The 14103-nt window shown below is 52.4% G+C and carries 12 protein-coding genes; 5 read left to right on the top strand and 7 right to left on the bottom strand.

Annotated elements, in window-relative coordinates; translation table 11 throughout:
- Positions 1-6: 6 nt before the first annotated feature.
- The 3 genes from ACJJI4_RS13160 to ACJJI4_RS13150 all read right to left on the bottom strand — a co-directional run bounded on the left by ACJJI4_RS13160 (position 7) and on the right by ACJJI4_RS13150 (position 2434).
- Positions 7-591 carry an acyloxyacyl hydrolase gene (locus tag ACJJI4_RS13160; RefSeq protein WP_444917733.1) on the bottom strand — a complete coding sequence of 195 codons (585 nt, stop codon included), beginning with the start codon at positions 589-591 and terminating at the stop codon, positions 7-9.
- A gap of 99 nt (positions 592-690) precedes the next feature.
- Positions 691-1839, bottom strand: coding sequence for a sigma-70 family RNA polymerase sigma factor (locus ACJJI4_RS13155; RefSeq protein ID WP_444925445.1), 1149 nt, complete (start codon positions 1837-1839; stop codon positions 691-693).
- 172 nt (positions 1840-2011) lie between these two features.
- Entirely contained in the window at positions 2012-2434 is a 423-nt protein-coding gene (locus ACJJI4_RS13150; RefSeq protein ID WP_444925444.1) for a hypothetical protein, read from the bottom strand.
- A 280-nt stretch (positions 2435-2714) separates the two neighbouring features.
- On the opposite strand from ACJJI4_RS13150, the gene ACJJI4_RS13145 reads away from it, so the two are divergent.
- On the top strand, positions 2715-3023 hold the full coding sequence (locus ACJJI4_RS13145) for a hypothetical protein (RefSeq protein ID WP_444925443.1): 309 nt from the start codon (positions 2715-2717) through the stop codon (positions 3021-3023).
- Between the two features lie 57 nt (positions 3024-3080).
- Here ACJJI4_RS13145 and ACJJI4_RS13140 read toward each other — a convergent pair whose 3' ends face one another.
- From ACJJI4_RS13140 to ACJJI4_RS13125, 4 genes are all read right to left on the bottom strand, one after another.
- On the bottom strand, positions 3081-3839 hold the full coding sequence (locus ACJJI4_RS13140; RefSeq protein WP_444925442.1) for a YciK family oxidoreductase: 759 nt from the start codon (positions 3837-3839) through the stop codon (positions 3081-3083).
- Between the two features lie 52 nt (positions 3840-3891).
- Complete coding sequence (locus ACJJI4_RS13135) at positions 3892-4551, bottom strand: HAD family hydrolase (protein WP_413662676.1); 660 nt, start codon at positions 4549-4551, stop codon at positions 3892-3894.
- Positions 4552-4563: 12 nt separating this feature from the next.
- Positions 4564-5265, bottom strand: a complete 702-nt coding sequence (ubiG, locus tag ACJJI4_RS13130) for a bifunctional 2-polyprenyl-6-hydroxyphenol methylase/3-demethylubiquinol 3-O-methyltransferase UbiG (protein ID WP_444917728.1) — start codon at positions 5263-5265, stop codon at positions 4564-4566.
- A gap of 66 nt (positions 5266-5331) precedes the next feature.
- Entirely contained in the window at positions 5332-6657 is a 1326-nt protein-coding gene (locus tag ACJJI4_RS13125) for a TRZ/ATZ family hydrolase (RefSeq protein ID WP_444917727.1), read from the bottom strand.
- A gap of 192 nt (positions 6658-6849) precedes the next feature.
- Here ACJJI4_RS13125 and gyrA point away from each other — a divergent pair, with 192 nt between their 5' ends.
- The 4 genes from gyrA (at position 6850) to ACJJI4_RS13105 (ending at position 14039) form a co-directional block, all read left to right on the top strand.
- Positions 6850-9411 carry a DNA gyrase subunit A gene (gene gyrA / locus ACJJI4_RS13120; RefSeq protein WP_108733855.1) on the top strand — a complete coding sequence of 854 codons (2562 nt, stop codon included), beginning with the start codon at positions 6850-6852 and terminating at the stop codon, positions 9409-9411.
- Positions 9412-9578: 167 nt separating this feature from the next.
- Complete coding sequence (gene serC, locus ACJJI4_RS13115) at positions 9579-10658, top strand: 3-phosphoserine/phosphohydroxythreonine transaminase (RefSeq protein WP_444917726.1); 1080 nt, start codon at positions 9579-9581, stop codon at positions 10656-10658.
- Between the two features lie 46 nt (positions 10659-10704).
- Positions 10705-11808, top strand: a complete 1104-nt coding sequence (pheA, locus tag ACJJI4_RS13110; RefSeq protein ID WP_282932042.1) for a prephenate dehydratase — start codon at positions 10705-10707, stop codon at positions 11806-11808.
- Positions 11808-14039 carry a bifunctional prephenate dehydrogenase/3-phosphoshikimate 1-carboxyvinyltransferase gene (locus ACJJI4_RS13105; RefSeq protein WP_444925441.1) on the top strand — a complete coding sequence of 744 codons (2232 nt, stop codon included), beginning with the start codon at positions 11808-11810 and terminating at the stop codon, positions 14037-14039. The genes pheA and ACJJI4_RS13105 overlap by 1 nt, the downstream gene beginning before the upstream one ends.
- Positions 14040-14103: the final 64 nt, after the last annotated feature.

The raw sequence follows: 14103 nt of genomic DNA, 5'->3' as shown, positions 1-14103 counted from the left end.
ACACCTCTAAAAGTTAAGGTGCCCGTTCAAAGAGGCGAAATCAAAACCGGGGTTGGGTGTATTGGTTCTAGCGTTCGAAAAATGACTGTACCTTAAAGATAGGACATGGCCTCTGGAAAAACGGTACCCAAGAGCAAAGTGCAGGGCAAAATTTAGTTTGGTGCTCAATCCGATATCACCGAAGTTCTTTTGGCTTAAGTAGGATGCCCCTGCACCTGCCTCAGCAAATCCACCCTGCAAATCACTCCGGGGGTACCAGCGCAAAATAGGTTTAATTTCGAAAATATTTTGCTGCTGTTTCTCACTTTGATGCTCAATTCGCATATGGGAGTAACTGCCTTGTCCCCACCATTGAAGTGAATTATTGCCGAGACTAAATGAAAGCAGTAAATGGGAGTAGCTAAATCCAGCCATTTCTGAGGCTGAGATAGAGCGATACTGCATCAACTCATTCCCAAGTCCTTTACCTGCACTTGCAATGAATTCGGATTCTGCATGGGTGGGCGGAGTAAGGAAGAGTCCGCCGGCAAAAAAATAGGCACAGTATTTAAAAACACTGCACTTATCGTTAAAAACTACTGGTTTACGCATAGCTTCGCGGTACTAACTGATAGAGCTGTTTTAAAGACTAGTGGGAAAGAAGTCGATGGCAAGCTCTCTCGGGAGGCTTGCCATCGACTTCTTCCTTTCCTAGCGCCATTGCCGCTTTAATTGTCGAAGTGCGTCGGAGTGCAGTTGCCGGGCACGCTCTTGGCTAAGCCCCAATTGTTCGCCAATCACTCGAAAAGAGCAGTCTTTGTCAGAAATTAATCCATACCTCAGGTTGAGAACTGTCCTTTGTCGAGCAGGAAGGCGGGCAACAGCTTCGCGGAGACGTTGAGCCAACTCCTGACTGGTTACTAGCTCATCTGTATTGTAAAGTTCGTCAGCAGGCGCATAGTCTAGTCTTGTACTGCTCTGATCGTCAGCTACTGGGTCATCTAGAGATCCAGTCGGTCCCGGTAGTTTTAACAAACTCTGAATTCGCTCAATATCCAGTCCTGTATGGCGGGCTAGATTTTCATCGGATGCGGGTTGTCCTTGGGCGCGGACTTCACCAATGGCCCTGTAAATTGCCCTTAAATCGTCTTGCACGTTGGCAGGCTGCCGGACGAGATCTTCATTGCGCCTCAAGGCCAGCTGAATTTCCTGCTGGATCCACCAATAGGCATAGGTGGAAAAGCGGTATCCCATTTGCGGCTTGAACCGCTCAATAGCTTTCATTAATCCAACATTGCCTTCTTGAATTAAATCGATAAAGGGAACTGATGGATTGCGAAAGCGTTTTGCAATGGCAATAACTAGGCGCAGATTACATTGGATTAGTTTTTTCCGTTGTTTTTGAAAGCGCTGTAGTAGCCCGTTCAGTTTGCTGCGGCCGCGCCTGTCCAAGTACTCGCTGGCGAGAAGGATTTCGGTGTGGGCAATTATCAATCCGTGATCATAGGCTCCTGTGCTTCCTCGTTGCTCGACTCCCTCGCTACGCAGTTGGACCAATTGGGTGCCACTTTCCTGGAGGTTGGAAATGAGCTTTTCTTCCAGGTCGCGTAATAGACAGGTGGTACTGTGCTCTTCCTCCGGAGTTAATAGCTCAAGCCTGTAGAGGTGCTTGAGATAGCTTTGCATTGGGGTGGTGCCGCTCTCGGAGAGGGTATCACCCGCTGCATGAATCTCTTCCGCGTCAGGGTCTCGCTCGACTTGAGGGTCGGGCTCGCTGGCACCCTGACAGGAGTCAGAGAGTGGTTCGCCTGTATCCTTCAGCCATTCTTCATCCCTTGAGTAAAAATGTTCTCGGGACAAGTGCTTAAACCTTTGTTGGCTGTGTAAGTACTACACGCTGTTTAGTCTCTCAAGGCGCTTTTGGCGCCTATTCCTTTCTCACTATAGAAGAGTGTCTATGAAAGTGCCTAGGATGGTTGTAAATAAACTCTTGGCGGTGAGTGAAGATACCCACAGTGAGGTGCTCAAAATGTTATTTGACACGTTTGACGCGTAGTTTTCGCCCGCCATCGACAGGTTTCATAAAAAAGGAGCCGAGAAGGGCCCTCTCAACTATGACTTGATCGCCGACCTTCCAGCTCACTCCTTTTGAGTCATTTTGTTTCCACATTTGGCCATTATCTAGGGAAATAAGACGCTTCTCGTGGGCTGACATTTGGATGGCAATTATCTTTGCCTCAATTTGCTTGGGAGCATCATCATCTACTCCCCTTTTTTCTTGACCAAACTCCTTAACCGCATAGTCATCGAGAGAGTTGGCTATCTGGTCATAGCATATAAGTCGATTCTCCTGAGATTTTATCTCAGAACAAGATTTGACTTGGCTCTTTAGGGGGGCAGCGATTACTAGCGAAGGTGAAAGTACTAGCAGGGCAAAAATGGTAGGAGTTTTCATGATTCAGAGTATCGACTTATTTGCTAATTATGACTTTTATTCTGCCTGACATAGGCAGTATGAACAAACTGATTTGTGAATAAGTTCACACTTTTCAACTTGCCAACATGAAAGAATTTGAAAGGTAGTGCAGCTAGCTTGAGAGTCACGCTGAGCGGTCAAATTATTTAGGGGGTGCGAAAGGAGTGATGTTTGGGAGGTGAGCTATCAAGCTGCAGGCTTCAAGAGCTATATCTTAAGAAAAAATGATAAAACTTTACTATCTGCGAGGGGCGAAATAATGAAAGGGTTGTTAACACCTACAGCACTATTCGCTGTTGTAATTGGGTGTGTGTCTTTTGAGGGAGTAAATCTCACGGTGTCTGATCGATCTGTGGCCTTAGCTGGAGTTGTTACTCTTAGTGAGCGTGATGACCAGTCTGTTGATTACAGTCAATATTCGGGAGATGCTCAAGATATAGAGTTGTTTGATGACTCCAGCATGCTGGAATTTGAAGGTGATGTATTTGCCGATGCTCCAGAGCATATGCCCCCAGCGGGAGAGGGCTCAGGTGCTAAGGAAGGTGATAACAAAGGCTTTGGTGAATAGCTGTTATGGACAAGCCTCGAGCTTGAGACTCAGATTCTTGTCCATAGGCCAAACTTTCTATTTTTTCTGGGCGCTAAAACGCTTCCCACTAACTCCGTTACTATCTCTGCCCATTAAATAGAGGTAGGTGGGCATAATATCCTCTGCAGAGGTTACCGACTGAGGGTTTTCTGCTGGGTAGGCAGTTGCTCGCATTGTGGTACGGGTTGCCCCTGGGTTTAGGGAGTTGACCCGGGTATTGGAAACCCCTTCCAGTTCATCGGCGAGTACCTGCATCAATCCTTCAGTGGCAAACTTCGATACTGAATAGGCCCCCCAATAGGCTCTCCCTTTAACCCCAACGCTGGAGCTTGTAAAGACAACAGAGCCTGCTTCTGATTCCTCTAGCAGAGGCAGCATTGCTTTTGTTAGCCCAAACGCTGCATTAACATTCACCTGCATTACTTGTTGCCAAGTGTTGAAATTGTAATTGCCTATAGGGGTGCGTTGCCCGAGTAGGCCGGCATTGTGCAGGAGTCCATCCAGGCGGCCAAACTCGTTGCGAATAGCTTCTGCGAGGCTCTCGAAATCCTCTATTTTTGCCGCACCCAGGTCCATGGGGAAAATAGCCGGCTGTGGTCCGCCGGCAGTCTCGATTTCGTCATAGACCGCTTCTAGCTTGGGGGTTGTACGGCCTAGCAAAATTACTGTCGCCCCGTGAGCAGCAAAAGTCTTTGCTGCAGTTTTACCTATGCCATCTCCGGCACCGGTGATAAGAATAATTTTGCTCTTTAATAGGTCGGAGGGCGCTTGATAGTCGCCAACAAAGTCTGACATGAAATATCCCGATACTGTCACCGGGCTTGGGTGCCCGGTATTACTTCAAGTTTCAAAAATAGTGTTGTTCTAGAAGGGGCCAAATTTCATTGGCGGAATTTACCAGGTGGTCTGCCCCCCAATTGGCGGGGTTATCTGTAGAGTCAATATAACCATACCCGCAAGCGATAGTCGGCATACCAGCCTTTTGTCCGGCGATGATATCGCGCTTGTGGTCGCCGATATAAATTGCTTCAGCGGGCGCGCAACCAATCTGGCTGCAGGCTAAAAATAGGGGCTCGGGGTCCGGCTTGGATTTGCTGACGTGGTCAGGGCAAACAATTGCAGAGGCTGGCGGTAGATGGGTAAAGGCTTCCATCAGAGGAGTGGTGTAGGCCTCCGGTTTATTGGTGACAATCCCCCAGGGAAGGTTTTTTTCAACCAGGTTGTCGAGCAGGTTGTCGATACCGGGGAAAGTGGTCGTCTTCTCTGCAAGATGTGCCAGGTAGAGGTCCAGTAACCTTTGCAGTAATCCTGGGAAGGCGGGGTCACCTTCTTCTTTGTTAAACCCCAATGTGACCAGCGCCCTGGAACCATTGGATACAGTTCCCCGGATCGTCTCGTCAGGCAGTGGAGGTAACTGTTCCTGTTGGCGCAGTTGATTTAATACAACAATAAAATCTGGCGCTGTATCAAGCAGGGTACCATCCAGGTCAAATAAAACGGCTTTCATTTTGCAGTTCACTTATTCTGGTTTGCTGGCATACATCAAATAATTGACGTCGACATCCCGGGGGGTCAATTTGTAGCTTCGGGTAACCGGGTTATAAGTCATACCGGTTATATCGTGCGCTTCCAGGGACTCATCGCGCAGCCAGGCGCCCATTTCTGAGGGGCGGATAAACTTACTGTATTCATGAGTGCCCTTGGGCAGTAAGCGTAGGACATATTCTGCTCCGACTACGGCAAACAGCCACCCTTTGGGGGTGCGGTTGATCGTAGAGAAAAATAGCTTGCCGCCAGGTTTTACAAGTTTCGCGCAGGCGCGAATGACAGAGGACGGGTCTGGTACATGCTCAAGCATCTCCAGGCAGGTAACAATATCAAAGCTCTCGGGCGCTTCTTCTGCCAGTTCCTCTACTGCCACTTTGCGATAATTGACGCTGACGCCACTTTCTAGGGCGTGGAGTTTGGCGACATTGAGTGGGGCTTCCCCTAGATCGATACCAGTGACATCGGCTCCCCTCTGCGCCATGGCTTCAGCCAGGATGCCGCCACCGCAGCCCACATCGAGGAGCTTCTTACCGGCAACCGGAGCATACCCGTCAATGTAATTTGCACGCAGTGGATTGATTTCGTGTAGTGGTTTGAACTCGCCTTCCTTGTCCCACCAGCGGCTGGCAAGTTGCTCAAATTTGGCGATTTCTGAGGGATCTACATTGCTCATGAACTTCTCTGCAAACTCCGTCGCTCGTAACCGGCATTTTTCAGTGATTGGGCCGGAATCAGTTATCTAGCGTAAATTTCCGCTGATTCTATCACGCCATATTTGCGCCCGCTGGATAACCTCAGTTTCGTTTAAGGTTTGTAGCTGGCGCTCCTTTAAAAGTTGTCGCCCGGCGACCCAGACATCGCTGACATTGTGTCCTCCGTTGGCATAAATCAACTGGGACACTGGGTCATGCAAAGGCTGCTGTTCTAGACCGCCGAGATTGATAGCTGCAATGTCTGCGCTTTTACCTACCTCCAGGCTTCCGGTTATATCTTCAATTCCCAGTGCTTTGGCTCCGTTGATGGTCGCCATGCTCAGTGTCTGATGCGCGGGTAGGGCTGTTGCGTTCCCGCTAACAGCTTTTGCCAGTAGTGCGGCTGTGTTGGCTTCGGAGAACAGGTCTTGGGTGTTATTGCTCGCAGCGCCATCGGTGCCAAGGGATACGTTGATGCCGGCTTCCAGCATGTCATAGGCTGGGCAAAAGCCTGAGGCGAGCTTGAGATTAGATGATGGGCAGTGAGAAACATGGGCGCCACTTGAACTCACTAGCTCAATGTCTCGTTGATTAGTGGCCACCATATGTACACAAAGTGTCTGCGGCCCCAGCAGCCCAAGGCGGAATAGCCGTTCGGTGGGCCGCTCTCCATTAGCGTTCAGGGCGCTTTCAACTTCAGCGTGGGTCTCGTGGAGGTGCATCTGCATGGGGATCTGCGCTTCGGCAGAGCAGACTGCAATTTTCTCCAGTGTTTTATCCCCCACGGTGTAGGGGGCGTGGGGTGCAAATACCACCTCAATTCGATCGTGCGCACGGTAATCATCGCGTAACGCCAATCCTTTGTGTAGGGCCTCGTCGCTATTGCGGCTCCAGGGGGTTGGGGCATCCAGCACGGGGAAGGCGATATGGGCCCTGATTCCGCTCTCCCGCGCAGCAATGGCGACGGCTTCCGGGAAGAAGTACTGATCAGAAAAAGTAGTAGTACCTGAGCGCAGCATCTCGGCAATCGCTTGCCGGCTGCCGTCAGCTACAAATTGCGGACCGACCCAGCGTTGCTCTGTCGGCCAGATGTGCTGCTCCAGCCATTCTTTAAGGGGGCGGTCATCAGCGTAGCCGCGTAATAGCGTCATGGGCGCATGGTTGTGAGTATTAATTAACCCTGGAATTAGTGCGTGTTGCCCCAGGTCGACTTCATCTGTTGCCTGAAAACGAATTGAGGCCTCAGCTGTGGGTACCAGGGCAGAGATTTTGCCCTTTTCTATTGCGAGCGAACAATTTTCGTACACTTTTTTCTCGGGTACGACGGGTATGATCCAGCGTGCGTGGATCAGGGTATCGACAGCTTGTTGCATGAGGACTTATCTGGTGGCTGCTGTGGGGGTGTTTTACTGTAGCCGCAGTCAATGGGGGCGACAACTGTGGTTTGTGCCGCAGTTGGATATCTCCGAGTCCTGCGGCTCCAAACATCTCAAACTATGGTAGAATCGCCCGCTTATCCCGGGCACAGTACGTACGCCCGCGCTATAAAAGGAACGCCGTAAGCCATGGGCGAATTAGCCAAAGAAATCTCTCCGATTAATATCGAAGAAGAACTCAAGCAGTCTTATCTCGACTATGCCATGAGCGTGATTGTCGGGCGCGCACTGCCGGATGTACGCGATGGCCTCAAGCCGGTACACCGCCGCGTGCTTTACGCGATGAGCGAGCTTAAAAACGACTGGAATAAACCTTACAAGAAATCAGCGCGTGTCGTTGGTGATGTAATCGGTAAGTATCACCCGCACGGAGACACTGCGGTCTACGACACTATTGTGCGTATGGCGCAGCCGTTTTCTATGCGTTACACCTTGGTAGATGGCCAGGGTAACTTCGGTTCTATCGATGGTGACAGTCCAGCTGCCATGCGATACACCGAAATTCGTATGGATAAGTTGGCCCACGAGCTGCTGTCCGATCTCGATAAAGAAACTGTTAATTTTGTCGATAACTACGATGGTTCCGAGCAAATGCCGGAGGTGTTGCCTTCGCGTGTGCCGAACCTCTTGGTCAATGGTTCCTCCGGTATTGCGGTGGGCATGGCCACCAATATCCCTCCCCATAACCTGGGTGAGGTGATCAAGGCTTGTCTGGCTCTGATCAATAATTCCGAGTTGACCGTCGACGACCTGATGGAGTACATCCCCGGGCCGGACTTCCCCACGGGCGCCATCATCAATGGCCGCGCCGGTATTCTCCTTGCTTACCGCACTGGCCGTGGGCGCATTTATGTCCGTGCCAAAGCAGATGTGATCCGCGATGACAAGACCAATCGCGAAACCATCATCATTACTGAGATCCCCTTCCAGTTGAATAAAGCGCGCTTGATCGAGCGTATTGCCGAACTGGTGAAAGAGAAAAAGATCGAGGGTATCTCTGAGCTGCGCGACGAGTCCGACAAAGACGGCTTGCGCGTAGTGATTGAGCTTAAGCGGGGAGAGCTGGGTGATGTGGTTCTGAATAACCTCTATTCCCAGACCCAGCTGGAAAGCGTCTTCGGTATCAATATGGTGGCCCTGGTCGATGGCCAGCCCAAGGTATTGAACCTCAAAGAGCTGCTCGAGCACTTTATTCGCCACCGCCAGGAAGTCGTTACCCGCCGTACGGTCTACCTGTTGCGCAAAGCCCGCGAGCGCGGTCATATTCTGGAAGGTCTGGCGATTGCCATCGCCAATATCGATCCGGTAATCGAGCTGATCAAATCTTCCGCCACACCGGCAGATGCCCGCGAGGCGTTGCTGGCTAAAGGCTGGCCTGTGGGCAATGTACAGCAGTTCCTGGAGCGGGCTGGTGCTGATGCCTGCCGTCCAGATGATCTGCCGCAAGAATTTGGTTTGCGCGACGATTCTTACTACTTGTCCCCGGCCCAGGCTCAGGCAATTCTCGAATTGCGCCTGCACCGCCTGACGGGCATGGAGCACGACAAGCTGCTGGCAGAATACCAGGATCGACTGGAGCAGATTGCTGAATATCTGCATATCCTCGGCAGCTTCGAGCGTCTGATGGAAGTGATCCGTGAAGAGTTAGAGCAGCTGTCAAAGGACTTTAACGATGAGCGTCGTACCGATATCGTTGCGTCTCGCCAGGATCTGACTGTTGAAGACCTGATTACCCCGGAAGACAAGGTAGTAACTATCTCCCACGGCGGTTACGCCAAGAGCCAGCCTCTGACCGATTACCAGGCCCAGCGCCGTGGCGGTATGGGTAAATCCGCGACCCAGGTAAAAGACGAGGACTTCGTCGAGCATCTATTGATCGCCAACTCCCATGACACCCTTCTGTGCTTCTCCAATAAGGGCAAGGTGTACTGGCTGAAAGTCTACGAAGTGCCCACCGCTGGCCGAGCCTCCCGTGGTCGCCCAATGGTTAATATGCTGCCCCTGGAAGAGGGCGAGCGTATCAGTAGCATGATGCCGGTGTCCGAGTACGACGAAAATCACTTTATCTTCTTCACCACTGCCAATGGCACCGTGAAGAAAACCCCCCTCACCGCTTTTGCCCGCCCCCGCAGTGTTGGTTTGCGTGCAATTGAGCTGGAGGAGGGCGATCGCCTGGTAGCCACTGCGATTACCGATGGTGAGCGCGATGTAGCGCTGTTTACCAGCGCCGGTAAGGCAGCGCGCTTCTCCGAGTCCAATGTGCGCTCTATGGGCCGTGTTTCCCGTGGTGTTCGCGGTATTCGTATGCAGGAAGGTCAGCAGGTTATCGCTATGGTTATCCCTGAAGAGGGTGGCTCTGTGATGATGGCTACTGAGAATGGTTACGGTAAGCGCACAGCTATCAGCGAATTCCCCACCAAGGGACGCGGTACCCAGGGTGTTATTGCGATCGCGGAAAGTGAACGTAACGGTGCTTTGGTTGGGGCCTGTCAGGTGCACCCAGGTGAGGAGATGATGTTGATCTCCGACCAGGGCACTCTGGTGCGTACCCGTGTTGATGAAGTGTCTGTACTTGGGCGCAACACGCAGGGGGTGCGAGTGATTCGCCTGAAGACTGGCGAGAAGTTGGTTGGTCTCGGTCGCATTGAAGAGACCGAGGATGACGGTGAAGAAAACGGTGGGGAAGAGTGACCCACCGCTCCAGACGACTAAGAAAGGCTGCGTTTATCGCGGCCTTTCTTGCCTTTGGCTCCCACGAAAAACGCTAAAGGCGCGATATCTATCCCTATGAATGGCAATTTGTGCGTAGACACATCTAGTTGTATTTGAAACCTTTTTTGTATTGTGGAAATCAGCTCATGAGGAAGTTTAATTTCTGTGCAGGCCCTGCCGCTTTACCGCAGCCCGTACTGGAGCAGGCGCAAAGGGAGTTGCTCGATTGGCAAGGGCTCGGTTGCTCTGTAATGGAGGTCAGCCACCGCTCTCCAGAGTTTGTTGAGGTAGCTGAGCGGGCCGAACAGGACCTCCGCGATCTGCTCAGTGTGCCGAGCAACTACAAAGTGTTGTTTCTTCAGGGCGGGGCAACTGGGCAGTTCAGTGCTGTGCCCTGGAATCTTCTCGGTGCTGGCTCTACCAAAGCTGAATTCATTCATTCCGGTAGTTGGGCGGCCAAGGCGATCAAAGAAGCTCGTCGTTACGGTGAAGTAAATGTGGTCGCATCCAGTGAGGATCGAAACTTCAGCTATGCACCTGCAGCAGACAGCTGGCAGTCGAGTGGGGATGCGGCTTATTTCCACTATACCCCTAACGAGACGATTGGCGGTGTTGAGTTTGGCTATGTGCCGGAAGTGGAGTGCCCGCTAGTGGCGGATATGTCCTCAACTATTTTGTCTCAACCGATTGAGGTGGAAAAGTTCGGCGTTATCTATGCCGGTGCGCAGAAAAATATTGGCCCCTCAGGTATCGCTGTAGCTTTGATTCGAGATGATTTACTCGATCGCTCACTGGAAAATGTTCCTCGCAGTTTGAGCTGGAAGGTGGCGGCAGAAGCGGGCTCTATGGATAACACGCCACCTACTTTCGCTTGGTACTTATCTGGTCTTGTCTTCCAGTGGTTGAAAGATCAGGGGGGTGTTGATGCGATGGCTGAGCAGGCCGATGCTAAATCTAAAATGCTGTACGACTTCCTCGACAGCAGTGACTTTTTCTCCAGTCCGGTTGAGGAGGGAAGTCGCTCCCGCATGAATGTGCCCTTTGTGTTGGCTGACGACCGCTTGGATAAGCAGTTTTTGATTGAGTCAGAAGAAGCGGGTTTGTTGAGCTTAAAGGGGCACCGCTCTGTGGGTGGTATGCGGGCGTCGCTATATAACGCCGTTCCCATGGAGGCAGTGGAAGCGCTTGTGGCATTTATGGCGGATTTTGAAGCGCGTAAGGCTTAGGTGGTTAATTTAATCTTGATGATTTCTAGAGAAAGTAGATAAACGAATGGCAGAGGAAACTGTGAGTGGCGACCAGCGACTGCTGGAGCTGCGCAATCAGATCGACAGTATTGATGGAGAGATTGCTCGCTTAATTAGTGAGCGGGCTCGCTGCGCCCTGGAGGTTGCAGAGGTTAAGAAAGCTACTGGCGAGGATGCTCTCTATTATCGGCCGGAGCGTGAAGCACAAGTGCTGCGCAAGGCTATGGAGCGCAATAATGGTCCGCTGACTGATGAAGAGATGGCGCGACTGTTTCGCGAAATTATGTCGGCCTGCCTGGCCTTGGAAGAGCCTGTCAAGGTGGCCTACCTGGGCCCTGAGGGTACCTTTACCCAGCAGGCGGCATTAAAGCACTTCGGCAACTCTGCCCAGAGCCGGCCGCTGGCGGCAATTGATGAAGTTTTCCGTGAGGTAGAAGCAGGTGCCGTCAGTTACGGTGTAGTGCCGGTAGAAAACTCTACCGAAGGGGTGATCAATCACACCCTGGATAACTTTATGCACTCTAACCTGAGTATCTGCGGTGAGGTGGAGCTGCGTATCCATCATCACTTGATGATCTCAGATGTAACGCGCCCAGAGTCAATCACTCGTATTTATTCCCATGCGCAGAGTCTGGCGCAGTGCCGCAAATGGCTTGATGCTCATTATCCCAATGTGGAGCGTGTTGCAGTTGCCAGCAATGCGGATGCGGCCAAGCGCGTTAAGGGTGAGTGGAATGCTGCGGCGATAGCTGGCGATATGGCAGCGGAACTCTACGGGTTGAAGGTGCTGTCGGAGAAAATAGAAGATCGCCCGGATAATTCCACCCGCTTCTTGATTATTGGTACCCAGCAAGTGCCTGCGAGTGGGGATGATAAGACCTCATTGATGGTATCAATGCGCAATGAGCCAGGTGCTCTGCACGATCTCCTGGAGCCGTTTCGTCGCTACAGTGTCGATTTGACTCGGGTAGAGACCCGGCCATCGCAGTCTGGCAATTGGACCTATGTGTTCTTTATCGATTTTAGCGGCCACCGCGATACCCAGGGAATTGCCGAGGCGCTAAAAGAGGTTGGAGGCTGTGCCTCAGATCTGAAAGTGCTGGGTTCCTACCCTCGCGGAGTGCTGTGATGGCGCAAGCTCAAATTGGCCGACTGCTGGTTGTTGGGATCGGTTTAATTGGGGGGAGTTTTGCCCTTGCACTGAAAGCTGCCAGGGCTTGCCGAGAGGTTATCGGGGTCGCTCTGGAAGAGAGTGTCTGCGATGAAGCCAGGGCGCTTGGTATTGTTGATCGGGCCAGCACCAGTCTCGAGCTGGTATTGCCGCAGCTGGAGCCGGGCGATTTGGTGTTTGTGGCTGTGCCGACACTGGCGATTGAGTCTGTATTCGCGCAGCTGAAAGAACACCTGCCGGCGGGAGTCACCGTGACAGATGGTGCCAGCGTAAAAGGTAGCGTGGTGGCAGCGGCAGAAAAAGTGTGGGGGAGTGCTCCAGATTTTCTGGTGCCAGGACACCCAATTGCTGGTTCTGAAAAAAGTGGTGTTACCGCGGTGAGAGATGACCTCTATAGGGATCACCGCATTATCCTGACGCCGCTTGCGAATACAGGGGCTGCTCATTTGCAGCTTGTGGAGCGAGCATGGCAGGCCGTGGGAGCAGAGCCCCTGACAATGTCAGTGGAGGAGCACGACGAGGTTCTGGCTGCTACGAGCCATCTTCCCCACGTCATCGCTTTTAGCCTTGTGGACACTTTGGCCCACGATGCGGAAAACGAAAATATCTTCCGCTATGCGGCGGGTGGCTTCCGTGATTTCACTCGTATCGCTTCCAGTGACCCGGTTATGTGGCGAGATATTATGCTCGCCAATCGGGACGCCATCTTAAAGGCCATCGACCTATACAGTCTCAACCTTTCTTCCCTGCGCGACGCTATTGCCTCCGGTGATAGCGCTGCCCTGATGGGGGTTTTTACCCGCGCCAAAGCGGCACGGGATCACTTTACCAAAATGTTGGCAAAACAAGCGTATTCGGAACCTATGCAAGAACAAGAGATTACTTTTATCGTGCAGCCGGGCGAGGCTGTAAATGGCAAGCTCAGGGTGCCGGGGGACAAATCGATGTCGCACCGCTCAATTATGCTGGGCTCCCTGGCCGAGGGAGTTACAGAAGTTGAGGGCTTCTTGGAGGGTGAGGATGCACTGGCGACCCTGCAGGCTTTCCGCGATATGGGGGTCGTAATTGAGGGGCCGGACAATGGTCGGGTTGTAATTCATGGCGTAGGACTTAATGGCTTGCAGGCACCGCCCGGACCGCTATATCTCGGTAACTCCGGGACCTCCATGCGCCTGTTGGCTGGATTGCTTGCCGGGCAGGATTTCGACGTAACACTCACTGGCGATGAGTCCCTGTCAAAGCGCCCGATGAATCGCGTGGCTAACCCCCTGCGTGAGATGGGTGCAAATATTGAGACTGGCCCGGAAGGCCGTCCGCCGCTTTTAATTAAAGGTGGTAGTGCGTTGAAAGGGATCGATTACCCGCTGCCGATGGCCAGTGCCCAGGTGAAATCAGCGGTATTGCTGGCTGGGCTCTATAGTGAGGGTCAAACGTCTACCGTTGAGCCGGCGCCCACTAGAGACCATACCGAGCGTATGTTGCAGGGCTTTGGTTATAAGGTGGAGCGGGATGGTGCTCAGGCTAAGTTGGCGGGCGGCGGCTCACTGAAATCCTGTCGCATCGATGTGCCTGCCGATATTTCTTCAGCCGCATTCTTTATGGTTGCTGCCGCTATCTCTCCCGGTTCCGATATTGTGCTGGAGCATGTGGGGATCAATCCCACCCGCGATGGGGTTATCAATATCCTCCGTGCAATGGGTGGCAATGTTGAATTGCTGAATATGCGCGAAGTGGGCGGTGAGCCGGTGGCGGATATTCGTGTTCGCTATGCGCCCTTGAAGGGAATTCGCATCCCTGAGGATCAGGTGCCCCTGGCGATTGATGAGTTTCCCGCATTGTTTGTTGCGGCAGCTTGTGCAGAAGGTGAGACCGTCCTGACTGGTGCGGAGGAGTTGCGGGTCAAGGAAAGTGACCGGATTCAGGCGATGGCAAATGGCTTGATTGCACTTGGGGTAAAAGCTGAGCCAACACCGGACGGTATCATGATCCAGGGCTGCAAAGAGGGTGCGGTATTTTCTGGAGGCACCGTCGATAGCTTGGGGGATCACCGTATTGCTATGGCGTTTGCAGTGTCATCGCTGCGCGCAAAGGATACAATCCGCATCCTTCACTGCGCCAATGTGGCGACCTCATTCCCGAACTTTGCCGAACTGGCAACGGGCGCGGGTCTCAAGTTGCAGTTGGCGTGACACGGGTATTCAGGTTTGGGCGATTGTGGTTCGCTTGAGTGCATCCGCCAGAGATGTTGAGTTG

Source organism: Microbulbifer maximicatervae (SeqCode), from assembly GCF_052467305.1.
This window is presented reverse-complemented; position numbering and strand designations above follow the sequence as displayed.

Coding starts and splice junctions, on each gene's coding strand:
- ACJJI4_RS13160 (WP_444917733.1), bottom strand. CDS start 591: ATGCGTAAACCAGTAGTTTTTAACGATAAGTGCAGTGTTTTTAAATAC.
- ACJJI4_RS13150 (WP_444925444.1), bottom strand. CDS start 2,434: ATGAAAACTCCTACCATTTTTGCCCTGCTAGTACTTTCACCTTCGCTA.
- ACJJI4_RS13145 (WP_444925443.1), top strand. CDS start 2,715: ATGAAAGGGTTGTTAACACCTACAGCACTATTCGCTGTTGTAATTGGG.
- ACJJI4_RS13140 (WP_444925442.1), bottom strand. CDS start 3,839: ATGTCAGACTTTGTTGGCGACTATCAAGCGCCCTCCGACCTATTAAAG.
- ACJJI4_RS13135 (WP_413662676.1), bottom strand. CDS start 4,551: ATGAAAGCCGTTTTATTTGACCTGGATGGTACCCTGCTTGATACAGCG.
- ubiG (WP_444917728.1), bottom strand. CDS start 5,265: ATGAGCAATGTAGATCCCTCAGAAATCGCCAAATTTGAGCAACTTGCC.
- ACJJI4_RS13125 (WP_444917727.1), bottom strand. CDS start 6,657: ATGCAACAAGCTGTCGATACCCTGATCCACGCACGCTGGATCATACCC.
- gyrA (WP_108733855.1), top strand. CDS start 6,850: ATGGGCGAATTAGCCAAAGAAATCTCTCCGATTAATATCGAAGAAGAA.
- serC (WP_444917726.1), top strand. CDS start 9,579: ATGAGGAAGTTTAATTTCTGTGCAGGCCCTGCCGCTTTACCGCAGCCC.
- pheA (WP_282932042.1), top strand. CDS start 10,705: ATGGCAGAGGAAACTGTGAGTGGCGACCAGCGACTGCTGGAGCTGCGC.
- ACJJI4_RS13105 (WP_444925441.1), top strand. CDS start 11,808: ATGGCGCAAGCTCAAATTGGCCGACTGCTGGTTGTTGGGATCGGTTTA.